Origin of the sequence: Billgrantia bachuensis (assembly GCF_011742165.1) — a bacterium.
Lineage (GTDB): Bacteria > Pseudomonadota > Gammaproteobacteria > Pseudomonadales > Halomonadaceae > Halomonas > Halomonas bachuensis.
In genome coordinates this window covers 124,934-148,506 of record NZ_JAAQTO010000018.1, presented here as the reverse complement: position 1 = coordinate 148,506, position 23,573 = coordinate 124,934, and the positions used below count along the sequence as shown (strand labels likewise).

At 66.4% G+C, this 23,573-nt stretch carries 24 protein-coding genes; 13 read left to right on the top strand and 11 right to left on the bottom strand.

What is annotated here, in order from left to right:
- Positions 1–17: 17 nt before the first annotated feature.
- Positions 18–218 (bottom strand): PA3496 family putative envelope integrity protein, encoded by a 201-nt coding sequence (locus HBJ55_RS08195; RefSeq protein ID WP_111415152.1) that lies wholly within the window; start codon positions 216–218, stop codon positions 18–20.
- 189 nt (positions 219–407) lie between these two features.
- Here HBJ55_RS08195 and hexR point away from each other — a divergent pair, with 189 nt between their 5' ends.
- The 3 genes from hexR to HBJ55_RS08180 all read left to right on the top strand — a co-directional run bounded on the left by hexR (position 408) and on the right by HBJ55_RS08180 (position 5,026).
- Complete coding sequence (gene hexR / locus HBJ55_RS08190; RefSeq protein ID WP_167112924.1) at positions 408–1,271, top strand: transcriptional regulator HexR; 864 nt, start codon at positions 408–410, stop codon at positions 1,269–1,271.
- Between the two features lie 299 nt (positions 1,272–1,570).
- Positions 1,571–3,778, top strand: a complete 2,208-nt coding sequence (uvrD, locus tag HBJ55_RS08185) for a DNA helicase II (RefSeq protein WP_167112922.1) — start codon at positions 1,571–1,573, stop codon at positions 3,776–3,778.
- Between the two features lie 159 nt (positions 3,779–3,937).
- On the top strand, positions 3,938–5,026 hold the full coding sequence (locus tag HBJ55_RS08180) for a TRAP transporter substrate-binding protein (protein WP_167112920.1): 1,089 nt from the start codon (positions 3,938–3,940) through the stop codon (positions 5,024–5,026).
- A 91-nt stretch (positions 5,027–5,117) separates the two neighbouring features.
- Here the strand turns inward: HBJ55_RS08180 and HBJ55_RS08175 are convergent, their stop codons facing one another.
- Positions 5,118–5,525 carry an acyl-CoA thioesterase gene (locus HBJ55_RS08175; protein WP_167112919.1) on the bottom strand — a complete coding sequence of 136 codons (408 nt, stop codon included), beginning with the start codon at positions 5,523–5,525 and terminating at the stop codon, positions 5,118–5,120.
- Between the two features lie 167 nt (positions 5,526–5,692).
- Between HBJ55_RS08175 and HBJ55_RS08170 the strand changes: the two genes are divergently transcribed.
- The 6 genes from HBJ55_RS08170 (at position 5,693) to cysZ (ending at position 11,732) form a co-directional block, all read left to right on the top strand.
- Entirely contained in the window at positions 5,693–6,658 is a 966-nt protein-coding gene (locus tag HBJ55_RS08170) for a phosphate ABC transporter substrate-binding protein (protein ID WP_338071982.1), read from the top strand.
- Positions 6,659–6,701: 43 nt separating this feature from the next.
- Positions 6,702–7,835, top strand: coding sequence for an ABC transporter permease subunit (locus tag HBJ55_RS08165; RefSeq protein ID WP_167113031.1), 1,134 nt, complete (start codon positions 6,702–6,704; stop codon positions 7,833–7,835).
- A 94-nt stretch (positions 7,836–7,929) separates the two neighbouring features.
- The gene (gene pstA, locus HBJ55_RS08160; protein ID WP_240936034.1) at positions 7,930–9,399 is read left to right on the top strand and encodes a phosphate ABC transporter permease PstA; all 1,470 of its coding nucleotides are present in this window, start codon (positions 7,930–7,932) and stop codon (positions 9,397–9,399) included.
- Positions 9,400–9,416: 17 nt separating this feature from the next.
- The gene (gene pstB / locus HBJ55_RS08155; RefSeq protein ID WP_167112915.1) at positions 9,417–10,229 is read left to right on the top strand and encodes a phosphate ABC transporter ATP-binding protein PstB; all 813 of its coding nucleotides are present in this window, start codon (positions 9,417–9,419) and stop codon (positions 10,227–10,229) included.
- A gap of 24 nt (positions 10,230–10,253) precedes the next feature.
- Entirely contained in the window at positions 10,254–10,982 is a 729-nt protein-coding gene (gene phoU / locus HBJ55_RS08150) for a phosphate signaling complex protein PhoU (RefSeq protein ID WP_167112912.1), read from the top strand.
- Positions 10,983–11,000: 18 nt separating this feature from the next.
- On the top strand, positions 11,001–11,732 hold the full coding sequence (cysZ, locus tag HBJ55_RS08145) for a sulfate transporter CysZ (protein WP_167112910.1): 732 nt from the start codon (positions 11,001–11,003) through the stop codon (positions 11,730–11,732).
- A gap of 9 nt (positions 11,733–11,741) precedes the next feature.
- Here the strand turns inward: cysZ and phoR are convergent, their stop codons facing one another.
- The 4 genes from phoR to HBJ55_RS08125 form a co-directional block, all read right to left on the bottom strand.
- Entirely contained in the window at positions 11,742–13,082 is a 1,341-nt protein-coding gene (phoR, locus tag HBJ55_RS08140) for a phosphate regulon sensor histidine kinase PhoR (RefSeq protein ID WP_167112908.1), read from the bottom strand.
- Between the two features lies 1 nt (position 13,083).
- Positions 13,084–13,773 (bottom strand): phosphate regulon transcriptional regulator PhoB, encoded by a 690-nt coding sequence (gene phoB / locus HBJ55_RS08135; RefSeq protein ID WP_167112906.1) that lies wholly within the window; start codon positions 13,771–13,773, stop codon positions 13,084–13,086.
- Between the two features lie 83 nt (positions 13,774–13,856).
- A complete protein-coding gene (ubiA, locus tag HBJ55_RS08130; protein ID WP_167112904.1) occupies positions 13,857–14,750 on the bottom strand; it encodes a 4-hydroxybenzoate octaprenyltransferase in 894 nt (297 codons plus the stop codon).
- Between the two features lie 29 nt (positions 14,751–14,779).
- Entirely contained in the window at positions 14,780–15,337 is a 558-nt protein-coding gene (locus HBJ55_RS08125) for a chorismate--pyruvate lyase family protein (RefSeq protein WP_338071981.1), read from the bottom strand.
- Positions 15,338–15,448: 111 nt separating this feature from the next.
- Between HBJ55_RS08125 and HBJ55_RS08120 the strand changes: the two genes are divergently transcribed.
- From HBJ55_RS08120 to HBJ55_RS08105, 4 genes are all read left to right on the top strand, one after another.
- Positions 15,449–16,609: an FAD-dependent oxidoreductase gene (locus tag HBJ55_RS08120; RefSeq protein ID WP_167112902.1), complete on the top strand. Its 1,161-nt coding sequence runs from the start codon at positions 15,449–15,451 to the stop codon at positions 16,607–16,609.
- 199 nt (positions 16,610–16,808) lie between these two features.
- Entirely contained in the window at positions 16,809–17,087 is a 279-nt protein-coding gene (locus HBJ55_RS08115; protein WP_167112900.1) for an HU family DNA-binding protein, read from the top strand.
- Positions 17,088–17,168: 81 nt separating this feature from the next.
- Positions 17,169–17,525 (top strand): hypothetical protein, encoded by a 357-nt coding sequence (locus HBJ55_RS08110; protein WP_167112898.1) that lies wholly within the window; start codon positions 17,169–17,171, stop codon positions 17,523–17,525.
- 55 nt (positions 17,526–17,580) lie between these two features.
- Positions 17,581–18,510, top strand: a complete 930-nt coding sequence (locus HBJ55_RS08105) for a LysR substrate-binding domain-containing protein (protein WP_167112896.1) — start codon at positions 17,581–17,583, stop codon at positions 18,508–18,510.
- On the opposite strand, the gene HBJ55_RS08100 is transcribed toward HBJ55_RS08105, so the two are convergent.
- The 5 genes from HBJ55_RS08100 to HBJ55_RS08080 form a co-directional block, all read right to left on the bottom strand.
- Positions 18,507–20,057, bottom strand: a complete 1,551-nt coding sequence (locus HBJ55_RS08100; RefSeq protein ID WP_167112894.1) for an aldehyde dehydrogenase family protein — start codon at positions 20,055–20,057, stop codon at positions 18,507–18,509. The two genes, HBJ55_RS08105 and HBJ55_RS08100, sit on opposite strands and share 4 nt — an antisense overlap.
- Positions 20,054–20,941: an NAD(P)-dependent oxidoreductase gene (locus HBJ55_RS08095; RefSeq protein WP_167112892.1), complete on the bottom strand. Its 888-nt coding sequence runs from the start codon at positions 20,939–20,941 to the stop codon at positions 20,054–20,056. Before HBJ55_RS08095 ends, HBJ55_RS08100 begins: the two co-directional genes overlap by 4 nt.
- Before the next feature lie 99 nt (positions 20,942–21,040).
- Positions 21,041–22,201 carry an amidohydrolase gene (locus HBJ55_RS08090; RefSeq protein WP_167112890.1) on the bottom strand — a complete coding sequence of 387 codons (1,161 nt, stop codon included), beginning with the start codon at positions 22,199–22,201 and terminating at the stop codon, positions 21,041–21,043.
- A gap of 10 nt (positions 22,202–22,211) precedes the next feature.
- On the bottom strand, positions 22,212–22,712 hold the full coding sequence (locus tag HBJ55_RS08085; protein ID WP_206022359.1) for a hypothetical protein: 501 nt from the start codon (positions 22,710–22,712) through the stop codon (positions 22,212–22,214).
- Complete coding sequence (locus HBJ55_RS08080; protein WP_167112887.1) at positions 22,699–23,520, bottom strand: DUF3100 domain-containing protein; 822 nt, start codon at positions 23,518–23,520, stop codon at positions 22,699–22,701. The genes HBJ55_RS08085 and HBJ55_RS08080 overlap by 14 nt, the downstream gene beginning before the upstream one ends.
- Positions 23,521–23,573 lie beyond the last annotated feature (53 nt).

The window sequence follows — 23,573 nt, the reverse complement described above, 5'->3', positions numbered from 1 at the left end:
GCCTCTTGGCGGCCGTTTCAGTGTTTCTCTTCGTCGGCCAGATCGGCGATGTCGCGCTCCAGCTGCTTGAACTCCTGGTGCAACTCGATGCCGCGCCGGGCTCGCAGGTTACGCTGAGCGGCGCTGCGGGAGCGCTTCTCATGCTCGGCGACATTGATGCTCATGAAGATGTCGAGAAGTTCGTTCTTGACGGAAGTGACCCGTTCGACCTTACTCATGATCGACTCTCCCTTCTTCTTCTGTGCCTTATCTTCTCTGGTACAAGATCAAATCACAGCATCTTTACTATACCCTACTTGACAGTTTCGTGACGAAGTGGGCCATTCCACGCTTTCATAGGGAAACTCCCCCAAGCGAGCCGGATCAGGCATACTGAGCCTCTGCGTTCGTCTACCAAGGAGTTCCGCGTGAGCCGCGCCCTGTTCGATGAAATGAGACGCCGCATGGAGCATTTCCGCCGCTCCGAGCAGAAAGTGGCGCGCTTCGTGCTTCGCAACCCCGACGAAGTGATCCATATGCGCATCGTCGACCTGGCCACCGAGGCCAAGGTGAGCGAACCGACCGTGGTGCGTTTCTGTCGGGCGCTGGGCTGCAACGGATTTCAGGACTTCAAGCTCAAGCTGGCGCAAATGCTGGCCTCGGGCAGTCAGTTCGCCCAGTTCACGATGAACGACGACGACTCGGTCGCCGAGTTCTCGCAGAGCATCTTCGACTCCACCGTGGGTACCTTGCTGTCGGTGCGCGATCGGCTCGACAACGATGCCATGAGCCGAGCGATCCAGGCGCTGGCCATGGCCAATCGGGTCGAGTTCTACGGCTTCGGCGCTTCCGGCGCGGTGGCCTTCGATGCCCAGCACAAGTTCTTCCGCCTGCAGATCTCCACCGCCGCCTATGCCGACCCGCACATGCAGAACATGTCGGCGGTGACGCTCAAGGAGGGTGACGTGGTGGTGGCGATCTCCCAGACCGGCCGCACCCGCGCCCTGGTGGCCAGCGTGCGCCTGGCCCGCGAGGCGGGGGCTACTGTGATCGGCCTGTGCCCCAGTGGCTCGCCGCTGGCCGAGGAGGTGACCCTGCCGCTGTATATCGATGTCCACGAGGACACCGAGATATATACGCCGATGAGCTCGCGTATCGCCCACCTGGTGCTGGTCGACGTGCTTGCCGTGGGCGTGGCCAAGACCCGCGGGCCGAGGCTCGCAGAGCAGCTCAAGGCGGTGAAGAAGAGCCTGACGCCGCTGAGGTTTCCGGAACAGGAAGGTAAGCCCTAGCGGCCAGAGCACTCGGCTATCCCAGGCGCCGCTCACACGAGAACGGGGCTGGCGCGGTGCAGATGGCGCGACCTTAGCGAGGACGCTGACGCCAACGCAGCCGCGCGCGGAAATCGACAGGGATGTCGATTTAGCGTCGGCAAGAGGGACCTTGTTCCGACGCGACGCGCAGGCGGCCAGTGGCGCGTCAGGGTTTCGTCCGAGCGTGTCGCGAATCGTACCGCGCCTGGCAACGCCAGGCCTCACAGGGTTCAATATGCTAAGCTGGGCGATCAATTTTCCAGCGGCAGACCCCTTCCATGGATGACGTCACGGCGATTCTCGATCAGTTGAACCCGGCTCAGCGCGAGGCGGTGAGTGCGCCCCAGGGCAACATGCTGGTGCTGGCCGGGGCCGGCTCGGGCAAGACCCGCGTACTGGTTCACCGCATCGCCTGGCTGATGCAGGCCGAGGGGCTGTCGCCCTACGCCGTTCTGGCCGTGACCTTCACCAACAAGGCCGCGCGCGAGATGCGTACCCGCCTGGAGGCGCTGCTGGGCTTGTCGCTGCGTAACGTCTGGGTCGGTACTTTCCACTCCATCTCCCATCGCCTGCTGCGCACTCACTGGCAGGATGCGAGGCTGCCGCAGCACTTCCAGATCATCGACTCCGATGACCAACTGCGCCTGGTCAAGCGCCTGCTCAAGGAGCATCAAGTCGACGACGAGCGCTTCCCGCCGCGCCAGGTCCAGTATTTCATCTCCGGCTGCAAGGAGGAGGGGCTGCGCCCGCATCAGGTCGACGTGCATGGCGACGCCTACATGGCCCAGATGGTCGAGCTATATGAGCGCTACCAGTTGACGTGTGAACGCGGCGGTCTGGTCGACTTCGGCGAGCTGCTGCTCAGAAGCCTGGAGCTGTTGCGCGATACCCCGGCGCTGCTGGCGCACTATCAGGAGCGCTTCGCCCACGTGCTGGTCGACGAGTTCCAGGACACCAACACCCTGCAGTACGCCTGGCTCAAGCTGCTCACCGGCATGAAGACGCCGATGACCGTGGTCGGCGACGACGACCAGTCGATCTATGGCTGGCGCGGGGCGCGGATCGAGAACATCCGCCGCTTCGAGCGGGAGTTCTCCGAGACGAAGACCGTGCGCCTGGAGCAGAACTACCGCTCCACCAGTGCCATTCTCGATGCCGCCAACGCCCTGATCAGCCACAACGCCGAACGCATGGGCAAGGAGCTGTGGACGGCCGGGGCGCGCGGTGAGCCGATCTCGGTGTATGCCGGCTTCAACGACCTCGACGAGGCGCGCTTCATCGCCGATACCATCAAGGAGAAGGTCGACGAGGGCTTCCGGCGCCGAGACGTGGCCATCCTCTATCGCTCCAACGCCCAGTCGCGGGTGCTCGAGGAGATATTGATCCGCCAGGGCATGCCCTATCGCATCTATGGCGGCCAGCGCTTCTACGAGCGCCTCGAGATCAAGAATGCCCTGGCCTACCTGCGGCTGCTGCTGAACCGTGACGACGATGCCTCGCTGGAGCGCATCGTCAATGTGCCGCCACGCGGTATCGGCACACGGACCGTGGAGCAACTGCGCGAGCGTGCCCGGCTGGCCGACGTATCGCTGTGGCAGGCGCTGCATGACGGCCTTGCCGACGGTTCGCTGAAAGGGCGTGCCGGCGCTGCATTGCAGGCCTTCGCCGATCTCGTCGAGCGGCTCGACAACGACACCGCCGGCATGGCACTGCACGAGATCATCGCTCATGTGAACGAGGTATCGGGGCTCCTTGAGCATCACCAGAACGAGAAGGGCGAGAAGGGCCAGGCCCGGGTCGAGAACCTGGAAGAGCTGATCAACGCCGCCCGCGCCTTCACCCAGGGTGAGTCCTTCGACCCGCCCGAGGCCGGTGAGGGGGGCGTGGCGCTGGAAGCTTTCCTGGCCGAGGCGGCGCTCAATGCCGGCGATCATGAAGCCGACGAGTTCGAGGACAGCGTGCAGCTGATGACGCTGCATTCGGCGAAAGGGCTGGAGTTCCCGGTAGTATTCATCGCCGGGGTCGAGGAGGGGTTGTTCCCGCACAAGATGTCGCTGGAGGAGCCCGGCCGCCTCGAGGAGGAGCGCCGCCTGTGCTACGTCGGCCTGACCCGGGCCATGCGCAAGCTCTACCTGACCCACTCGGAGATCCGTCGCCTGCACGGCAAGGAAACCTTCCAGCGGCCATCGCGCTTCCTGCGCGAAATACCTGCCGAGTACCTGGAAGAGGTGCGCCTGCGTGGCCAGATCTCGCGCCCCGTAACGGCCACCCGACCGGCGCTGGGGCTGTCGCGGCAGACTTCGGTCGACCCTGGCGGCGACTTGCCCAGCCTGAGTCTGGGTCAACGGGTGCAGCATCCGGTTTTCGGCGAGGGAGTCATTCTCAATGCCGAGGGCGAGGGCGCGCGAGCCCGGGTACAGGTCAGCTTCGAGGGCGAAGGCGATAAATGGCTGGTGCTGGGGTTTGCCAAGCTCACCCCCCTATGAGAGGTGAAACGGCGAGGTAAATCGGCATATCCCTGGGTACGTTGACGTCTACGTCAAAAGACGCCCTTGCTGCCCAAATTGTCATTAAGCATACTCACAGGCGGACACATCGCGCTTGATTAGACGCGACTTAGAATAACCACTGGAGTCATGCTCGCCATGCAACGCCGCAAATTCCTCAAGACCGCCGGACTCGGCGCCGCCGGTGTCGTCGCCGCGCCATTCGTTTCCACCGCCAAGGCGCAGGAAACCATTACCTGGGACATGGTCACCTCCTGGCCGACCAACTTTCCGGCTCTGGGTACAGGGGCCAGCGATTTCGCCAAGCGCATCGAGCAGCTCTCCAATGGCCGTATGCGCGTTCGCGTCCACGGTGCAGGTGAGTTGGTACCGCCATTGGAAGTCTTCGACGCCGTCGCCGCCGGTACCGCCCAGATGGGTCACTCGGCGGCCTACTACTGGCGTGGCAAGGTTGCCGCTTCGCAGTTCTTCACTGCCGTGCCGTTCGGCATGAACACTAACGAAACCAACGCTTGGCTCTACCACGGCGGCGGTCAGGAGCTGTGGGACGAGATCTATGCCAAGCACAACCTCAAGCCGTTCGCCGTGGGTAACACCGGCACCCAGCCCGGCGGTTGGTTCAAGAAAGAGATCAACTCGCTCGAGGACCTTCAGGGCATCAAGCTGCGTCTGCCGGGGCTGGCCGGTGAAGCCATGAATCGTATCGGCGTGACCACGGTGAACATGCCGGGTGGCGAGATCTTCACCTCGATGCAGACCGGCGTGCTCGATGCTGCCGACTGGGTCAGTCCCTACAACGATCTGGCCTTCGGCCTGCATCAGGTAGCAGACTATTACTACACTTCGGCCTGGAACGAGCCGTCTGCTGTGCTCGAAGGTACCGTCAACCTCGACGCCTGGAACGATCTACCCGACGACCTCAAGGCGGTGGTGACCGAGGCGGCACGCGCCTCCAACCTGGCGATGTACAGCGAATTCATCTATCGCAATGCTCAGGCGCTGGAGACCCTGGTGGAGGAGCACGGGGTGCAGCTGCGCACTTTCCCCCAGGATGTCATGGAAGCACTCTACGAGGCTTCTCAGACGGTCATTCAAGAGCAGATCGAAAGCGACCCGGACTCAGCCAAGGTCTACGAGTCCTATCAGGCCTTCCAGCAGTTGGTTCGTCCCTCCAACGATGCCGGTGAATTCGCCTACCTCAAGGCCCGCGACAGCATCGTCGACTGACCATCGGTTCGCCAACGCCGAGCTGCGAGGGCGCCATAAGGCGCCCTCGTCACGTTGAGCCTGAGGAAGGGGAAGGTTACCCAGTGAGCGCTCAGCCCGCCTGATGCACTGCGCGGATGCGACCCTTGTCATCGAGAGCCACCATCACGAAGCGGGCTTCGGTCACCTTGTGCAGTTCGCTGTTCTCACGCTCATGGGGCTGGCGGATCCAAACCTCCACATCGATCTTGATCGAGCTGTGGCCGATCTCTCGCACGGCAGTGTAGATATTGACCATCGAGCCGACGCGGACCGGGCACAGGAAGTCCATGGTCTCGATGGCTACGGTGGCGGTGCGACCATGCGCTTCACGGCCCGCCGTCAGTTCGGCGGCCTGATCCATGTGGCATACCAGCCAGCCACCGGGAATGTCACCGTAGAGGTTGGTATCCTGCCGATTGGCCAGTAACTTGAGGGTCAGTTGCCCCTGCGGAGCGGGAACGTCGTCGAGGTCGATCATGGAATGTCGTAAGCTCGGCTTGTTGTTGTGGGTGGTGATATTGCATTGCAGCGATCACAGTAGGTCATCTTATACGCCAAGGCCTGTGCTCACCAGCGCTGCGACAAGTCGCCATAGGCGCTTCGCTGTCCCGGCAGCAATCTTCGACCGCTATTAAGGAGGCCGGCATGATTCCCATCGGCGCGACGCTCGGCTGGCACAAGCTACGTCATGGCTATCTCGCCATGCTGCTGGCGATGCTGGTGACGGTGGCCCAGGCGAGCGAGCCGCCAGTCGGTACCCTGGGCGTCGTTGGCTCCGACACCATGGCCGGGCTGATGTTGCGCTGGGGCGAGCAGCTTGGCGAGCGCCATCCCGGCATTCGCCTGCAACTGCAGGCCAGCGGATCGGCCAGCGCCCCTCCGGCGCTGGCGGCCGGTACCACTCGGCTCGGTCCCATGTCTCGCCCGATGGACGAGGAAGAGCGTCAGGCCTTTGCCCGGAGCCATGGTTACGCACCGGTGGAAGTGGAGGTGGCCCGTGATGCACTGGCGGTCATCGTCCACCGCCACCATGCGCTGGAATCGCTGCGCCTGACCGAGGTCGATGCGATCTTCTCGCAAACCCGTCGCTGCGGCGGCGAGCGAGATATCACTCGCTGGGAGCAGCTTGCCATCGAGGGACGGGACGGGCGTATCGAGCTGCACGGGCGCAACCCGGCATCGGGCAGCTATGGACTCTTTCGCCAGCTTGCACTGTGCGGTGGCGAGTATCGCCGGCGCCTCAACGAACACCCCGGTTCAGCCGCCGTGGTGGCGGCAGTGACCGAGAGCCGCGAGGCAATCGGCTATGTCGGCCTCAACCATCTGACGCCAGGGGTCAAGCCTCTGGCCCTGGAGGATGATGAGGGCATGCTTCGGCTGCCCGAAGCCGAGCAGGTTCGCCGGGGCGACTATCCGCTGAGCCGGGCATTGTACCTCTATGCCAACCTGCCGCCTGGCGAGGCGCTTTCAGGGCCGGAGCGGGCGCTGCTGGAGCTCATCCTCTCGCCGCAAGGCCAGCAGACGGTCGCGGAGCTGGGCTTCGTGGCGCTATCGGATACGGCTATGGCGTCCCAGCGTGAGCGGTTGGGCCTGGACGATCCACGGCCGTGACGCTGTCATCCAACTGTCATCAAGCCGTTATACGCTGCCGATCATGATAGAGCCCTCTCCCGATTCCTCTTCCTTCCGGCCCCTATGGCGTCGGCAGCGCGATCGGTTGGCTACTGCCCTGATCACGGCCGGAGGCATCGGAGTGATAGTCGCGGTCTTGGCCATCGGAGTATTCCTGGCGATGGAGGTCATGCCGGCTCTGCTGGGGGGGGCCCTCGATTCGTCGCGCATCCGCATGGCGCTGACGCCAATGGCCTGGGGCACGCTGAAGGCGGCCTTCTGGGCGATGGCCTTCGCCATACCCCTGGCGCTGGGTGCCGCTGTCCACTCGTCGCTGTTCATGTCGCAGCGGTTGCGCAGTCGCATCAAGCCTACCTTGGAGATGATGGAGGCTCTCCCCGGGGTGGTGATCGGTTTCGTTGCCGGCCTCGTGCTGGCCCCTTGGGTGGAGCGACATCTGGCGGGCTCGCTGGCACTTTTGCTGGTGTTGCCACTGGGGATATTGCTGGCCGCCGCGGTGTGGCGGCGTCTGCCTTCGGCAGGGCGTCGCCGGCTGTCGCTGGCCCGGGCCGGGCTCTGGTTGGTGCCTTGGCTGGCCCTGCTGGCATCGCTCACCCTGCTCTTCTCACCCTGGGTCGAGTCGCTGCTGTTCGGCGGCGACCTGCGCGGCTGGCTGGATGCCGAGCTGGGGCTCGATTACGCCACGCGCAATGCCATGATCGTGGGGCTGGCGATGGGTTTCGCCGTGATGCCGAGCGTCTACGCCTTGGCCGAGGATGCGCTCTCGGGCGTCCCGGGCAGGCTCGGCGAGGGAGCGCACGCCCTGGGCGCGACGCGCTGGCAGACCCTGTGGCGGGTAGTGCTTCCAGCCGCTGCGCCGGGCATCTTCGCCGCGGTGATGATCGGCGCCGGGCGCGCCGTAGGCGAGACGATGATCGTGCTGATGGCCAGTGGCAACACCGCCCTGATGAGCCTCAGCCCCTTCGAGGGCATGCGGACCATGGCGGCGGGCATCGCCGTCGAGCTGCCCGAGGCGGTGCCCGGCAGCGAGGCCTATCTGCTGCTGCTGCTGGCGGCACTGCTGCTGTTCCTGTTCACCTTCCTGGTCAATACCCTGGCCGAGGTGGTGAGGAGCCGATTGAGGGGCCGCTACCGCTGGCTCGGTGGTTCGCCATGAGGGGATTCGCGTGAAGTTCGGCAAGCGTCGTCTGCCACGCTCGGAAGGTCCCTGGGCCTGGCTCGCTGCCGGTAGCGTGGCGCTGTCGCTGCTGATGCTGGGAGGACTGATGCTGCTCATCGGTGCACGCGGGCTGGCCCACTTTTGGCCGGCATCGGTCGAACAGATAGAGATGGATGATGGCCGGGTAGTAGCCGGTCACGCGGTGCGCGAGCTGCCGCTGGAACGGGGACAAGGGCGCGAACGGCTCTATTTCACCGGCAACCGCGACCTCGACGGCCAGGTGTGGCACTGGCTGCCGGTCGATGCCATCGTTGCGCGCGAGCGGCCACGGGATCTGGTGGTGCTGGAGCGACGACACCACGGCATGTTCATAGGCCGCCTGATCGCCGTGGGAGACGTCGAAGCGACACCGGGCCAACAACCTCAGCGAGCCGGTTGGGCCAGGCTCCAGGCCCGTCTGGCGGCGCTGGAAAAGCTGCGCAGCGAGCGCGAGCGGCTGCATCGCGAGGTGCTCAGGCCGCTGATTCGGCAGCTCGACGCCGACCCGGACGCCGCCGACGCCCAGCGGGCGCTGGCCGAAGCCAATGCCCGGGTGCATGACCTGCAGCAGGCGATGCGCGGTGAAGTGGCGCTGCTCGAGAGCGCCGACGGGCGTCGCCTGCTGCAACCGCTCGACGAGGTGCTGCGCGCCTGGCAGCCCAACGCCATGCCGCTGGCGCAAAAGCTGGCCGCCTGGGCGGATGGGGTATGGCGCTTCCTCGCCGAGGGCCCGCGGGACGGCAACTCGGCAGGCGGCGTATGGCCGGCGATATTCGGTACCGTATTGATGGTGCTGCTGATGTCGTTGCTGGTCACGCCCTTCGGCGTGCTGGCGGCGGTCTATCTCAACGAGGTGGCTCATCAGGGGCGCTGGACGAACCTGGTGCGGATTGCGGTACGCAACCTGGCGGGGGTGCCGTCGATCGTTTACGGCGTGTTCGGCCTCGGGGTGTTCGTCTATGGCATCGGCGGCTCGCTCGATGAATGGTTCTTCAGCGACACGCTGCCTTCGCCCACTTTCGGCACCGGGGGGCTGCTGTGGGCGTCGCTTACCCTGGCGCTGCTGACACTGCCGGTGGTCGTCGTCGCCACCGAGGAGGGGCTGGCACGAATCCCCGCCGAGCAGCGCGAAGGTGCGCTGGCGCTGGGCGCCACACGGTTCGAGACATTGTCCCGGGTGGTGCTGCCAATGGCGGTGCCGGCCATGCTCACCGGGGTGATACTGGCGGTGGCCCGGGCTGCCGGCGAGGTGGCGCCGCTGTTGCTGGTCGGCGTGGCCAAGCTGGCGCCACAGGTGCCGGTGGACGGCGAGTTCCCTTTCCTCCATCTTGAGCGCAAGTTCATGCATCTTGGCTATCACATCTACGATACGGCGTTTCACGGCAGCGACGTGCAGGCGGCCATGCCGCTGGTGTTTGCCACAGCGCTACTCTTGGTGCTGGTCATCCTGATGCTTAACCTGACTGCCATCTTTCTGCGTCATTATTTTCGCGCGCGTCACGGTGTGCAGCCGCGTCCATGAAGAGGTAACACCCACCGATGACCTTGCCGTCCCGCTTCCGGCCCGCCTCGGATTCGATCATCGACTTCCCAGCCGAGACCAGCTGTTTCCAGATCGAAGGTCTGGGCCTGGCCTATGGTGGCAAGCCGGCGCTGCGAGGGATCTCGCTGCGGGTGCCCCGGCATCGGGTCACGGCCTTTATCGGGCCGTCGGGCTGCGGCAAGTCGACGCTGCTGCGCGCGCTCAACCGGCTGCACGATCTCAATGAGGAGGTGAGCCACGAAGGTTGGGTGCTGCTCGAAGGCCAGGACATCCACGCGCCCGACGTCGCCGTGGACGAGCTGCGTCGCCGTGTCGGCATGGTGTTCCAGGTGCCCAATCCATTCCCCATGTCGATCTACGAGAACGTGGCATTCGGCCTGCGCCTGCAGGGCGGGCTGACGCGTCGGCGCATGGACGACATCGTCGAGTGGGCGCTGCATGCCGCAGCCCTGTGGGACGAGGTGAAGGATCGGCTGCGTGCCTCGGCCTGGTCACTCTCGGGCGGCCAGCAGCAGCGCCTGGTGATTGCCCGCTCGCTGGCGGTGCGCCCCGAAGTGCTGCTGCTCGACGAGCCGGCCTCGGCGCTGGACCCGATCTCGACGCTGAAAATCGAGGAACTGATTCGCAGCCTGAAATCGCAGCTGACGCTGATACTCGTGACCCACAATATGCAGCAGGCGGCGCGAGTCTCCGATTACACCGCCTTCCTGCAGGACGGCGAACTGGTGGAGTACGCCCCCACCGACACCCTGTTCACCAACCCCAGCCTGCGGCGTACCGAGAACTACATCACCGGCCGCATGGCCTGATCGAGGCCACCCGAGGAGAGAACGATGGACATTACCAGCGATACCCACAGCCAGCACATCTCCCGCCAGTTCAACCAGGAGCTGGAGGCGCTCAAGACCCAGCTGATGACCATGGGCGGGTTGGTCGAGCAGCAGGTCCAGGAAGCGATCCAGGCGCTGCTCGAGGGCGACAGCCGCCTGGCCGAGAAGGTGCGCGACCGCGACCGCGACGTCAACGCCATGCAGCTCAAGATCGATGACGAGTGTACGCGGGTGCTGGCGCGGCGCCAGCCGGCGGCCTCCGACCTGCGCCTGGTGCTGGCGGTGATCCGCGCCACCGCCGACCTGGAGCGCATCGGCGACGAGGCGAGCAAGATAGCACGCAACGCCCTGACTCTGATCGACGCCGGCAACAACGTACGCGGTCTGGTCGAGGTGCGCCATATCAGCGAGCACGTGCGGCGCATGCTGCGCGACGCGCTGACCGCCTTCGCCCGCTTCGACACCGAGCTGGCCCTGCAAGTGGTGCACGAGGACGACTCGGTGGACGACGAGTACGGCAGCGCCATGCGTTCGCTGATGACCTTCATGATGGAAGACAGCCGCGCCATCGGCCCGGTGCTCAACGTGATGTGGATCTTGCGCGCGCTGGAGCGGGTCGGCGATCATGCCGACAATCTCGCCGAGTACGTCATCTATCTGGTCAAGGGGCTCGATATCCGTCACATGGACCCGGCCCAGATCGATGAAGACGCCCTGACACGCAAGGAATAACCCACACAGAGGGTCCCGATGCTGAACGCCTTGACGGCACTCAACCGCGGCACGCGGCTGGTCTACGGCCGCGGCCTGCGCCGCTACGTCTATGCCCCGATCGTCGTCAACCTGGCGGTCTATTCGGCCATGCTCTACTACGTGGTCAGCCATTTCGGTGGCTGGCTGGATAGCTGGATGGCCATGGTACCGGCCTGGCTCGGTTGGCTAGAGTGGTTGATCTGGCCACTGTTCGTGGCGAGTCTGGTGCTGATCGTGTTCTTCACCTTCACCTTGGTCACCCACCTGATCGCCGCGCCCTTCTACGGCTTTCTGGCGGCCAAGGTGGAGGTTCAGGCCACCGGACGGCCACCGCTAGACGATCGCGGCCTGGCACGCACCACGGTGGACGCGCTGGGGCGCGAACTGGTCAAGCTCGGCTATATCCTGCCGCGGGCGTTGGCGCTGTTCGTCATCAGCTGGGTGCCGGCGCTCAACGTCGTTGCCCCCTTCCTGTGGGCGCTGTTCTCGGCCTGGATCATGGCGATTACCTACCTCGATTACCCCATGGACAACAACAAGGTGAGCTTCGCCGACATGCGCCGCCGGCTCTCCTCGCACGCCTGGCAGACCCTCACCTTCGGCGGCTGGGTGACGCTGATCACCTGGATCCCGCTGGCCAACCTGTTCCTGCTGCCCGGCGCCGTGGCCGGCGCCGTGCTGATGTGGGACCGCCACTATCGCGGCGAGCGTGACATCGTTCAGACCTGAAGCAAGGATTCATCCCGAGCGCTTCGAGGGAAGCCTCTCCGAAGCGGCGTCAAGGCTCGTCTCAGCCGCCACCAGGCGAGTGTCGGGAAAGACGCAGCGGAACAGGGCGCCGTTGCCGGGGGGGGATTCGATCTCGAGATAGGCGTCGTGGCGCAGCAGCACGTGCTTGACGATGGCGAGCCCCAGGCCTGTGCCACCGCTTTCGCTGCTGCGCCCCTTGTCGACTCGATAGAAGCGCTCGGTGAGCCGGGGAATGTGGACCGGATCGATGCCCTCGCCATTGTCCTCTACTTCCAGGCAGGCGCCCTTGGGGTGCGGCTTCCAGCGCAGCACGACGTGGCTGCCCTCGGGGGTATAGCGCACCGCGTTGGAGGCGAGGTTGGAAAGCGCGCTATGGATCTCCGGATCGCTGCCGAGCAGCTGCCGTTCCTCCTCGATCTCGACGCGGACTTGCTGGCGCCCCGCCGACAGCGCCTCGGCATCCTGGCGCACCTCCTCGAGCAGCGCCGGCACGGCCAGCGGCAGGTGATCCTCGCCGCCCTGGTCGATTTCCAGACGCGACAGCAGCAACAGGTCGTTGACCAGGTTCTGCATGCGCGTGGTCTGTTCCTGCATGCGGGTAAGCCCCTGGGCCAGGCGAGGCGGCAGGCGGTCGGCGGCGTCGGCATAGGTCTCGAGATAGCCCGCCAGTACGGTCAGCGGTGTCCGCAGCTCATGCGAGACGTTGGCGACGAAGTCGCGGCGCATCTCTTCCAGGCGATGCAGGCGGGTGATGTCGCGCGCCATCACCAAGCGTTCGTCGTCGCCGTAGAGCGTGATCTGGAACTGCAGCACCACGCGTTCGTTGACCGGCGAGGTCAACGTCAGCGGCTCGCGGTAGTCGCGAGCGTTGAAATAGGCGACGAAGCGAGGGTCACGCACCAGGTTAGTGATGTGCTGGCCGCGATCGTGGGCGGCCTTGAGCCCCAGCATGCGCTCGGCAGCGCTGTTCCACCACTCCAGGTCGCCATGCTGGTCGAGCATCACCACGCTGTCGCGCATTGCTTCGGAGGATTCCTGGATGCGCTTGAGGGTCGCCTGGAGGCGATGCTGGGTATGGCGCTGGCCCTTCTGGTAGCGGTACAGGCGGTCGAACAGCTCGCCCCACAGGCCGGTGGCTGCGGGTGGTTCGCTGTGAGGGTTGCGGGTCAGCCAACGGCGCAGAGCGTGCAGTTGGCGCAGGTGGTAGACGAGGCGTAGAGCGAGCCCTGCGGCGAGCCCGAGCCCAGGAGCGGAAAACAGCCAGCCGGCCAGGCTGCCGGCAACGGCAAGCAGGCCGAGGCGCCAGAGTTCATGGCTCCAGGGACGCACGTCAGCCCTTGTTGGAGAAGCGGTAGCCGGTGCCGCGCACGGTCTGGACCAGATGCTGGTGGGCATCGCCCAGGGCCTTGCGCAGGCGGCGGATGTGCACGTCCACGGTGCGCTCTTCAACGTAGACGTTGCCGCCCCAGACCTGATCGAGCAGCTGGCTGCGGGTGTAGGCGCGCTCCTGATGGGTCATGAAGAACTGCAGCAGGCGGTACTCGGTGGGTCCCATCTCCAGTGCACGACCATCGGCGCTGACGCGGTGGCTGACCGGATCGAGCAGCAGACCGTCCACTTCCACCGTCTCCTCGACCCCCTTGGGCGTGGTGCGGCGCAGTACCGCCTTGAGACGGGCCACCAGCTCGCGCGGTGAGAAGGGTTTGGTGATGTAGTCGTCGGCGCCGGCCTCGAGGCCCTGAATCTTGTTGTCCTCCTCACTCTTGGCGGTGAGCATGATGATCGGCAGCTCGCGGGTGGCCTCCTCGCGCTTGAGCCGGCGAGCCAGCTCGATGCCGCTGGTACCGGGCATCATCCAGTCGAGCAGCAGCAGGTCGGGTTGGTTGTCGACGATCATGCTGTGGGCGCTCTGCGCGTTGGCGGCCTCCAGCACGCGATAATCGGCCATCTCCAGCGCCACCGCGATCATCTCGCGGATCGGCGCTTCGTCATCGACGATCAGTACGGTCTTGGCGGTCATCCCGAAGCCTCGCGGTCAGTGACGGGTCGGTGACGATCTCACCACGACATCATGACAGTTGGATGACACTGTCGCCAGTGGCTTCAGGCGCCGGTAACGGGCCACAGGCTCAGCGCGATGCCGGCGAACACCAGCAGTCCCGACCAGTGATTGTTGAGGAAGGCCTGGAAGCAGCGCTCGCGCTCGCGTTCCCGTATCAGGAACTGCTGGTGGACGAAAGTGGCGGCCATGCCCGTCAGGCCCAGCCAGAAGAACACGCCGAGCCCCAGGCGCCACCCGACCCAGCCCAGCAGGCCCAACGTGACCAGCTGCAGCAGGCCGATGGCGGCGCGGTCGGCGTGGCCCAGCAGCACCGCGGTGGACTTGATGCCGATCTTGAGGTCGTCGTCGCGGTCGACCATGGCGTATTGGGTATCGTAGGCCACCGTCCAGGCCACGTTGGCGGCGAACAGCAGCCAGGCCTCCAGCGGCACATGGCCGAGCACGGCGCCGAAGGCCATGGGGATTGCCCATGAGAAGGCGGCGCCGAGGAACGCTTGCGGCAGGTGGGTGTAGCGCTTCATGAACGGGTAGATGAAGGCCAGCGCCACGCCCACCAGCGAGAGCATGACGGTGAACGGATTGGTGAACAACACCAGTACGAAGGCCGCCGCGACCAGGCTGGCGAACAGGACCTTGGCCTCTTGCTCGCCGATGCGCCCGGTGGCCAGCGGTCGGTTCCTGGTACGTTTCACGTGGCCGTCGAAGTGGCGGTCGGCGTAGTCGTTGATCACGCAGCCGGCGGCGCGCATCAGGTAGACCCCGGCAACGAAGATCAGCAACAGGTGCCGTTCGGGGAGTCCCGCCGCGGCCACCCACAGCGCCCATAGCGTGGGCCACATCAAGAGCCAGGTGCCGATTGGGCGGTCCAGCCGCATCAGATGCAGGAAGTCGGGCAGGCGGGCAAGCCCCTTGGGGCGCATCAGAGAGCGATCCATCGGTGTCTCCTCATTCGATGGCGATCATCCTAGCGTGATGGCAGGCCCAATTCATCCGTCATCGCGTCGAGGAAGAACTCCTGCACCAGCACCGCGAAGCGGCCGTGGCGGAACACCGAACGCCGCCCCCAGGGGCCGGTCAGGCGATGGAAGGGCGCCGGGGCGGCCGTGACCTCGATGGGGCTGCGCACCAGGTCAGGCTGGCGGAACAGCCAACTGCCCAGTGAACGCTCGCCGAGCCGTTCGAGACGCTGGCCGCGCAGATGGGCCAGCGGTGCCACCGAACGGGCCACCACCCAGGGCCGTTCGTCGAGGCACAGCGCCACTTCCCGCAGCCAGGCGAGACGATCGAGAGGCAGCCCCAAGGCCTGGGCTTCGTCGCGGCGCGGCTTGCCCAGGCGCTGATCGAGCAGGCACACGCGGAAGGGGCGGCCGGCACCGGCCTCGATCAATCGCGCGGTGAGGGAGTCCCGCGTGGCCACCCAGGCCCACCACGCCGGGCTCATCGCCGGTCGGCCCGCGGCCAGGGGGCGCCAGGCGGTGGCAAGCGGGGAATCGGCGTGGCGCTCCGTGTGGCTCCGGGTCACCGGCACTCTCCGGGTCGAACTAGGGGCGCATAGTGTAACATGCGGTTCTGACACGATTCCCCGTGCAGGGCTGCGCCATTCGGTCACGGCCCTGCCATCGCGAGGAGCCCCATGACCGCACCTCTAACCATCATCGGTTCCGGCATGGCGGGCATTGGCCTGCTCAAGCAACTGCGTGCGCTGGATGCAGAACGCGCCATTACCCTGATCACGGCCGACAGCGGCGACGACTACTCCAAGCCGCTGCTCTCCACCGGCTTTGCCAAGCGCCTGCCACCCGAGCGGTTGGCGGCACGCTCGGCACTGGAGGTGGCCGACCAGTTGGGCGCGGTGGTACGCACCCGAACCCGGATCGATGCCGTCGACCCGACCGGGCGTTGCCTGCACATCGGCGAGGAGCGCCTGGCATGGGGCGAGCTGGTGTTGGCCACCGGCGCTGCGCCCGCCGTGCCCTTCGACATACCCGAAGGGCTTGCCGGGCGCGTCTTCACCATCAACGATCTCGACGACTATCGTGCCTTCCATGCTGCCCTGGAAGCGCTCGGCCGGCGTGCCCGCGTGGCCATCGTCGGCGCCGGCCTGGTGGGCTGTGAATTCGCCAATGACCTGATAGCGGGCGGCCATGCGGTAAGCCTGGTGGCGCCGGAGCACGCGCCCTTGCCACGGCTGCTGCCGGAGCCGCTGGGCCGTGCGCTGGGTGAGGCCTTCAGCGAAGCGGGTATGGTGCTGTACCTGGGGCGCGGCCTTGCGCGGCTGGAGGCGAGCGGCAGCGATGTCGGCGTGACGCTCGATGACGGCGAACGGCTCGAGGCCGACCTGGTGCTCGTCGCCACGGGGCTGCGTCCGCGCAGCGAGCTGGCCCGGGCGGCCGGGCTGCAAGTGGGGGTGGCGGGCATCCAGGTCGATCGCTACCTGCAAACGTCGGCGCCGGGCATTCATGCCCTGGGCGACGTGGCCTGCGTGGACGGGGTCAACGCCATGTACGTGCAGCCGCTGCAGGCCAGCGCCAAGGCACTGGCACGCACACTGAGCGGTACGCCCACCGAGGTGAGCTACGGTGCCTGGCCGGTGCTGGTGAAAACGCCGCTGCTGCCGGTAGTTGCGCTACCCCCGCTATCGGCGCCGGCCCGCTGGCGAGTCGAGGGTGAGGGCACCGACTTGGCCGCCTTCGCCGAGGATCAAGACGAACGTTTGATCGGCTTTGCGTTGACAGGAGCCTGCGTGAAGCGGAAAGTTGAGCTGGCGCGAGCGGCGCCGCCGTTGCTAGGCTAGTCACGTCATCGCCTCGGCCGGCTTCGCAGTACGGACCGCCGATGATCGCCGCGCTAGACGCTTCAAGAGCAAGGGACGAACCCACGCAAGGGAACGGGCTCTCCCAGGGAAGCGACAGGCGGCTCTAGTTTTACCTTTGATGAATAACAACTCACCGGCAGCGTTGCCGGGACATAGCCAATACCAGGAGGGCTGTAGTATGCGTAAGCCAGATCTTGCTGCGGCAATTGCCGAGCGTGCGGAACTTTCGAAAGACAAGGCCAGCCAGGTGCTCAACGTCATCCTCGACGAGATCACCGGCAGCGTGGCCCAAGGGCAGGATGTTTCACTGATCGGGTTTGGTACCTTCACCGTGCGTGAGCGCGCCGCGCGCACTGGCAAGAACCCCCAGACCGGCCAACCACTGGCCATTCCGGCCAGCAAGACCGTTGCCTTCAAGCCGGGCAAGGGCCTCAAGGACGCCGTCGGCAAGGGCTGATTCGGAGCATCGAATCCTCTCGTGGCGCGGCCTGTCCGTCAGGCCGCGATACCTCTCCTCCTCGCTCGAATCGGACTCGACATGAAGCTGCGACTGATGCTGTGGCTACTGGGTTTGATGCTCAAGCGTGCTTTGCGCAGCAAGCCGGATTTCCGCCAGGCACTCTCCGAGGTGCGCCGCCTCGACTGGGGGATCGCCACCGAGGACCTCTCCATCGCACGCCATTTCCGTATGTCGCCCGAAGGCATTCAGACTGGCGCGGGGCTGCCGGTGGATCTCGACCTGGAGCTGCGTTTCGATGACGAAGCCAGCGCCGTCCGCGTACTGCGCAAGCCGACCCAGCAGGCCTTTCTCGACGGCATGATGGCCGGCAAGGTGCGCCTGGTCGGTGATTCGAGTGACCTTCAGAAACTGCAGAACCTGCTCAAGCAGCTTTGAGTTTCTCTACGTGCGAGGCTTCTTTTCTAGGCCCTTCTTGATGGCGTGACATGACGTGGATATTCCCCACCAGCGGCTGGTCTACTTTAGAGTCACCCTGGAATCGGGTTCGGTGCGTCAGGCTGCCGCCCGTCTCGATATTGCGCCGTCGGCGGTAAGCCGGCAGCTCAATCTACTGGAAGAGGCGCTGGGGGCCACGCTGCTGGAGCGCAAGCGCAGCGGCATCCGGCCCACGCCGGTCGGTGAGATGCTGCTGGAATATTGCGAGCGGCGCGGCGCCCTCGACGAGAGCTTCATCGCCTCGCTGGAGGCCTACCAACGGCTGGAGACCGGCACCGTGTCGCTGGTGGTGGGAGAAGGCTTCGTCGGCGACCTGGTGGCCAAGCCGCTGCGCGAGTTCACCGAGCGCTATACCGGTATCCAGATCGATATCCACCTGGCCGGTACCTCGGGCATCATCGAGGCGGTGATCAACGAGCAGGCGCATATCGGCCTGATGTTTCATGAGCGCACCCACCACCAGCTGCGCTTCTGGGTCTCGAGCCCGCAGCCGCTGATGGCCATTCTGCCGCCCGAGCACCCGCTGGCCGAAGAGACGAAGCCCCTGACCCTGGCGCAGCTGAGCGAGGCGCCCATGGCGATGTGGGACCCCAGCCACCAGGTGCGCCACATGGTGGACGAGGCGTTCCATCAGGCGCGGCTGCGGCCGCGCATGGCCATGAATACCAACTCCATGGCCATTCTTGCCCAGTACGTGCGCAGCGGCATGGGCATCACCCTACTGCCGGCCTTTGCCGTGGCGGACGACCTGGCCGAGGGGCGTCTGGTGGCACGCCCCGTGGACGACCCGCTGTTCCAGCGCTCCCAGGCCCACATGGTGACCCGCATCGGTCGCCAGCAGCCCAAGGCCAGCATCCTGCTGCTGCGCCACCTGCAACACTGGATGCAGGCCTTCCAGAACGTCGATTTGACCTCTATCCGTTAACCCACGCCGCTGCCGTACCCCATCGCCACGCTGGCTTCGCTGGCGGTCTCCACCCAGACGCTCTGCGGCAGGGTGTACTCGCGCAGGCCGTCGATGCCGCTGGAGCGGCCGAAGCCGCTGTCGCCGAAGCCGCCGAAGGGCGACATCACGCTGATCGCCTTGTAGCCGTTGATCCACACCGTGCCGGCGCGCAGCTGAGCGGCGACGCGGTGCGCGCGGGCCGGGTCCTGGGTCCACACCGCGCCGGCGAGGCCGAAGCGGGTGGTGTTGGCCAGGCGCACGGCGTCCGCCTCGTCGTCGAAGGGCATCGCCACCAGCACCGGGCCGAACACCTCCTCGCGGGCGATCTCCATCTCCGGGGCCACGTCGACCAGCACCGTCGGCGCCAGGAAGTAGCCCCGTGCCTCCTCGGGCAAGCCTGCCGGGCGGCTGCCGCCGACGATCACCCGCGCTCCGGCGGCCACGGCGTCCTCGATCATGCGTGTCACGTGAGCGTACTGGCGGGCGTTCTGCAGCGGCCCCATGCGGGTCGCTTCGTCGCCGGGTAGGCCGACTTCGATCCCGGCCGCGGCGCGCGCCAGCCGCTCGGTCACTTCGGCGAAGACCTCACGCTGAACCAGCAGTCGCGAGCCGGCCACGCAGCTCTGTCCCGCCGCGGCGAAGATCGCCGCCTGGGCGCCGGCCACGGCGGCATCGAGGCTGGCGTCGGCGAATACGATGTTGGCCGACTTGCCGCCCAGCTCCAGTACGCTCGGCACCAGCCGCCGGGCACCGGCCTCGGCGATCAACCGACCGCTCTGGGGCGAGCCGACGAACACCAGCTTGCTGATGCCTTCGTTGCCGGTGAGTGCCGCGCCGGTGCTCGGCCCCAGGCCGTTGACGATGTTGACCAGCCCCTTGGGCAGGCCGCCTTGCTCCAGCAGCCGGGCGATCACCACCGAGGTGAAGGGGGTGAGCTCGGAGGGCTTGAGCACCACGCCGTTGCCGGCGGCGATGGCCGGGGCGAGCTGCCAGGCACAGGTGAACATCGGCGCGTTCCACGGAGTGATCTGGCCGACCACGCCATAGGGCACGTGGCGCACATAGTTAAGATGGCTGGTGGGTACCGGGATCACCTCGCCGTGCTGCTTGTCGCACCAGCCGGCGTAGTACTCGAACATCTCGCGCACCTTGCCGACTTCGCCGCGGCAGTCGCGGATCGGCTTGCCGGCGACCACGCTCTCGAGCTGGGCCAGCGCCTCCTCGTGGCCTTCGAGGCTGCGCACGGCGGCGTTCATGCGTCGACCGCGCTCGCTGGCGGTGAGCGCCATCCACGCCTGCTGCGCCCGGCTGGCGGCGGCGACGGCGCGCTCGACCAGGGCCGGGCCGGCATCGCGGTAGTCGAGCAGCGCCTCGCCGGTGGCGGGATCGATCAGCGTGATCGTCTCGCCTTCGCCCGGGCAGGCGGTACCGTCGATCCAGTTGGAGAGCGGTGTCCCTCCCTGCAGCTCGAAGCCATCGAGCAGCGCCGAGAGACGCTCCCGGGCGTGCTGATTGAGACGGTTCATGATGCGCTCTCCTCGACGGGGGTGGCGTCGGCCAGCAGCGCGCCGGCGATACGGTTGAAGTCGTCGCCGTCGGCGGGACGCTCGGGGTCGGCGTGCCACGCCTCGACCACGGCTTGGAGCAGGCCCGGCGGCATGTCGAGGCGCTCGGCGGCGTCACGGGCCAGGCGCAGGTCCTTGCGCATCAGGCCGGTGGTGAAGCCGGAGTCGAAGCGCCCGGAGAGGATCCACTCGGGGAAGTTGACCTCGCTGACCGCGCTGCGCCCCGAGCCGCTGTTGACTCCGGCCAGGCAAGCCGCCGGGTCGACCCCGGCGCGGGCGGCCATGGCCACCGCCTCGGCGGTGGTCAGCAGGTGGGCGGCGCACAGGTAGTTGTTGGTCAGCTTGACCACATGGCCGCTGCCCGACCCGCCGACGTGGGTATAGCGGGCCGACATCGCCTCGAGCATCGGCGCCAGGCGCTCGATGGTGGCCGTCTCGCCGCCAAGCAGCATGCCGAGCCTGCCCGTCGCCGCCCCCTTGGGGCCGCCGCTGACCGGGGCGTCGAGCCACGCCAGCCCGGCGGCCTCGACCTTGGCGGCCAGCTCACGGCTGACCACCGGATCCGAGGTCGAGGTATCGACGATGACGCTGCCCTTCGGCGCCAGGCCGAGCAGGCCGGGGGCGGTCTCGATCACCTCCCGCACCTGGGCCGAGGTGGGCAGCGACAGCAGGTAGACGTCGCACGATGGCAGTTCGTCGGGGGTGGCCACCGGCAGCCCCTGCTCGGCCAGGCGCTGGCGGGCGCTGTCGAACAGGTCGCTGCCGGTGACGTCGAAGCCGGCGGATTGCAGGGTCAGGGCCATGTTGCCGCCCATCTGGCCGAGGCCGATAACGCAGATTCTCATGGTCGTTCCTCAAGAAGATGCAGGATGTCGTGCCTGGCAGGCGCGTCGATCCGGGCCGCAGCGATGCTGCGGCCATGGAAGCAGTGGCGAAAGGCGCCGTCAGTCGTCGAGCAGGGTCTTGACCAGCGCCTGCCAGTACGCCACGCCGAGCGGGGCGATGAAGTCGTTGAAGTCGTAGTGCGGATTGTGCAGGGCGGCGCTCTCCACGCCGTTGCCGAGCCAGATATAGGCGCCGGGGCAGGCCTCGAGCATGAAGGCAAAATCTTCAGAGGCCATGCTCGGCGGCAGGTCGCGATGCACGCGGGTGATGCCCGGCAGCGCTTCGAGTACCCCGGCGCAGCGTGCCGCATGCTCGGGCGCGTTGATCGTGGCGGGGTAGCGCGACTGATAGTCGAGTTCGACCCTGAGGTCGTGAAAGCCAGCCAGCGACTCGACGGCCTGACGAAAGCGGCGCTCGAGATAGGCGCGCAGCTCGCCGTCGAAGCAGCGCAGGGTGCCGCGCAGCTCCACCGTCTCCGGAATCACGTTGAAGGCGTCGCCGGCGTGGAACTGAGTGATGCTGAGTACCGCGCTCTGGTGGGGCGGCGTTTCGCGGCTGATCAGCCCCTGCAGCTGGCTGGCCAGCTGACAGGCGGCCAGGATGGTGTCGCTGCCCAGGTGGGGCATGGCGGCATGGCAGCCGCGTCCGCTGAGCCTCAGGGTGAAGACGTCGAAGGCGGCCATCACCGCGCCATCGTGCACCGCCGCCTCGCCCACGGCGAGTCCGGGCCAGTTGTGCAGGCCGTAGACGGCCTCCATGGGAAAGCGCTCGAAGAGCCCCTCCTCGACCATCACGCGACCGCCGCCCTCGCTCTCCTCCGCCGGCTGGAAGATGAAGACCACCCTGCCGGCGAAGTCCGGATCGGCGGCCAGCGCAAAGGCCGCCCCCAGCAGCATGGTGGTGTGGCCGTCGTGGCCGCAGGCGTGCATCTTGCCCGGCACCTGGGAGGCGTGGCCGAAGCGGTTGGCCTCCTCGACGTCGAGCGCATCGATGTCGGCGCGCAGCCCGATGGCGCGTCCGGGGCCGCGCCTGCCGTCGAGCAACGCCACCACCCCGGTGCCGCCACCCAGTCCGGTGACGACCTCGAGGCCGGCCTGACGCAGGAGAGCGGCGATGCGCCCGGCGGTGCGATGCTCCTCGAAGGCGGTTTCCGGGTGGCGGTGGAAGTCGTGGCGCCAGGCAGCGAGGCGTTCCGGTGTCGGCAGCAGGCTGTCATCCATGAGCGGCTCCTCAGATAACCAGGTGGGCAATGAACGCCGAGGCGACGAAGGTGCCGGTGAACACCAGCAGCGAGACGATCACCAGCTTCCAGCCGGTCTGGCGGAACATGGTGAACTCGCGGCCGGTCAGCGCCAGGCCGGCATAGGCCAGCACCGGGGTCACCACGGCGAGAAAGTTCACGTGGGCGAGCTGGCCGACGATCCAGCCGCTGCCGGGGAAGAAGGGCAGCGTCATGACGATGCTGACCAGCGAGACCCAGGCCACGCTGGGCAGGTAGAACGGCGCGAAGCGGCCGATGAGCAGGCCGATCATCACCATGCCGTAGAGGATGACCATGCCGGGCAGCGCCTGGTGCAGCGGGGCGCCGTTGACGATGTTGGCGATCCAGGCGGCGACGCACACCACGGCCAGCAGCAGCGCGGTCTTGCCGAGCTGCTGCTCGGGGCGCAGCTCCTGCAGGGCGGAAGCGTCGAAACCGGTGTCGGGTGCAGTGGTATCAGAGGGTTTCATTGCGAGCCTCCTTGAGCTTGGCGCCGCCGAGGCGCTTGTAGAGCCATTCGGCCGTGGGCAGGGCGATGAACAAGGAAACGTAGAGACCGGTGGCGTAGGTCAGCAGGTTGCTGGCGCCGGAGAAGGCCAGCAGGTCGTCGCGCAGATGGGGCGCGGCTTCGGCCAGGGCACCCGAGCAGGCCGCCACCATGCTGCCGCTGCCCACGCCGCAGGCCATCGCCAGGGCACGGATGTCGAAGATGTCCAGCGAGGCCAGGTAGCCGGCCATCAGCGCGAAATAGAGGGTGCCGAACATGGTGCCCACCACATAGACGCCCATGATGCCGATGCCCTCCGGGCTTCTCAGGCCGTACTTGTCCGAGATGATGGCGATGTTGGGCTCGCGGGCGATGGAGTAGGTGGCACCGATGGCCTCTCGTCCCATGCGCAGCACCAGCACGGCGAAAGGCAGTGCCAGCAGCATGGTGCCGAGGTTGCCGAGTTCCTGCAGGATCAGCGCGGGGCCGGCGGCGATGATCTGCTCGATGGCCGGACCGATGGTGGAGCCGAACTTGGCGATGAAGGGCAGGATGGAGATCATGATCAGCGGGCCGGCAGCGTTGCTGACCCGTTTGGGAATGATCCGCTGCATGCCCGAGAAGAGGTGCGGGTTGAGCAGCACGCCGACGATGAAGGCGTAGAACAGCGGTAGCAGCAATAAGGTGCCGGGGCCCAGGGGAATGCGCTGTATGCCGATCCACTCGGCAAGCAGCGACGCCAGGATCACCGTCAGGTGCAGGCGCCAGTCGAGTAGCAGTTTCATGTCCATTGTTTTGTCCTTGTCGTGGTATGGGACACTCTCGAGTATCGAAAAGGAGCGTG

Coding starts and splice junctions, on each gene's coding strand:
- HBJ55_RS08170 (WP_338071982.1), top strand. CDS start 5,693: ATGATTCCCATCGGCGCGACGCTCGGCTGGCACAAGCTACGTCATGGC.
- HBJ55_RS08090 (WP_167112890.1), bottom strand. CDS start 22,201: ATGGATGACAGCCTGCTGCCGACACCGGAACGCCTCGCTGCCTGGCGC.
- HBJ55_RS08110 (WP_167112898.1), top strand. CDS start 17,169: ATGAAGCTGCGACTGATGCTGTGGCTACTGGGTTTGATGCTCAAGCGT.
- HBJ55_RS08095 (WP_167112892.1), bottom strand. CDS start 20,941: ATGAGAATCTGCGTTATCGGCCTCGGCCAGATGGGCGGCAACATGGCC.
- HBJ55_RS08080 (WP_167112887.1), bottom strand. CDS start 23,520: ATGGACATGAAACTGCTACTCGACTGGCGCCTGCACCTGACGGTGATC.
- HBJ55_RS08165 (WP_167113031.1), top strand. CDS start 6,702: ATGATAGAGCCCTCTCCCGATTCCTCTTCCTTCCGGCCCCTATGGCGT.
- pstB (WP_167112915.1), top strand. CDS start 9,417: ATGACCTTGCCGTCCCGCTTCCGGCCCGCCTCGGATTCGATCATCGAC.
- phoU (WP_167112912.1), top strand. CDS start 10,254: ATGGACATTACCAGCGATACCCACAGCCAGCACATCTCCCGCCAGTTC.
- HBJ55_RS08120 (WP_167112902.1), top strand. CDS start 15,449: ATGACCGCACCTCTAACCATCATCGGTTCCGGCATGGCGGGCATTGGC.
- phoB (WP_167112906.1), bottom strand. CDS start 13,773: ATGACCGCCAAGACCGTACTGATCGTCGATGACGAAGCGCCGATCCGC.
- uvrD (WP_167112922.1), top strand. CDS start 1,571: ATGGATGACGTCACGGCGATTCTCGATCAGTTGAACCCGGCTCAGCGC.
- HBJ55_RS08175 (WP_167112919.1), bottom strand. CDS start 5,525: ATGATCGACCTCGACGACGTTCCCGCTCCGCAGGGGCAACTGACCCTC.
- pstA (WP_240936034.1), top strand. CDS start 7,930: ATGCTGGGAGGACTGATGCTGCTCATCGGTGCACGCGGGCTGGCCCAC.
- HBJ55_RS08115 (WP_167112900.1), top strand. CDS start 16,809: ATGCGTAAGCCAGATCTTGCTGCGGCAATTGCCGAGCGTGCGGAACTT.
- HBJ55_RS08085 (WP_206022359.1), bottom strand. CDS start 22,712: ATGAAACCCTCTGATACCACTGCACCCGACACCGGTTTCGACGCTTCC.
- HBJ55_RS08195 (WP_111415152.1), bottom strand. CDS start 218: ATGAGTAAGGTCGAACGGGTCACTTCCGTCAAGAACGAACTTCTCGAC.
- cysZ (WP_167112910.1), top strand. CDS start 11,001: ATGCTGAACGCCTTGACGGCACTCAACCGCGGCACGCGGCTGGTCTAC.
- HBJ55_RS08180 (WP_167112920.1), top strand. CDS start 3,938: ATGCAACGCCGCAAATTCCTCAAGACCGCCGGACTCGGCGCCGCCGGT.
- ubiA (WP_167112904.1), bottom strand. CDS start 14,750: ATGGATCGCTCTCTGATGCGCCCCAAGGGGCTTGCCCGCCTGCCCGAC.
- HBJ55_RS08100 (WP_167112894.1), bottom strand. CDS start 20,057: ATGAACCGTCTCAATCAGCACGCCCGGGAGCGTCTCTCGGCGCTGCTC.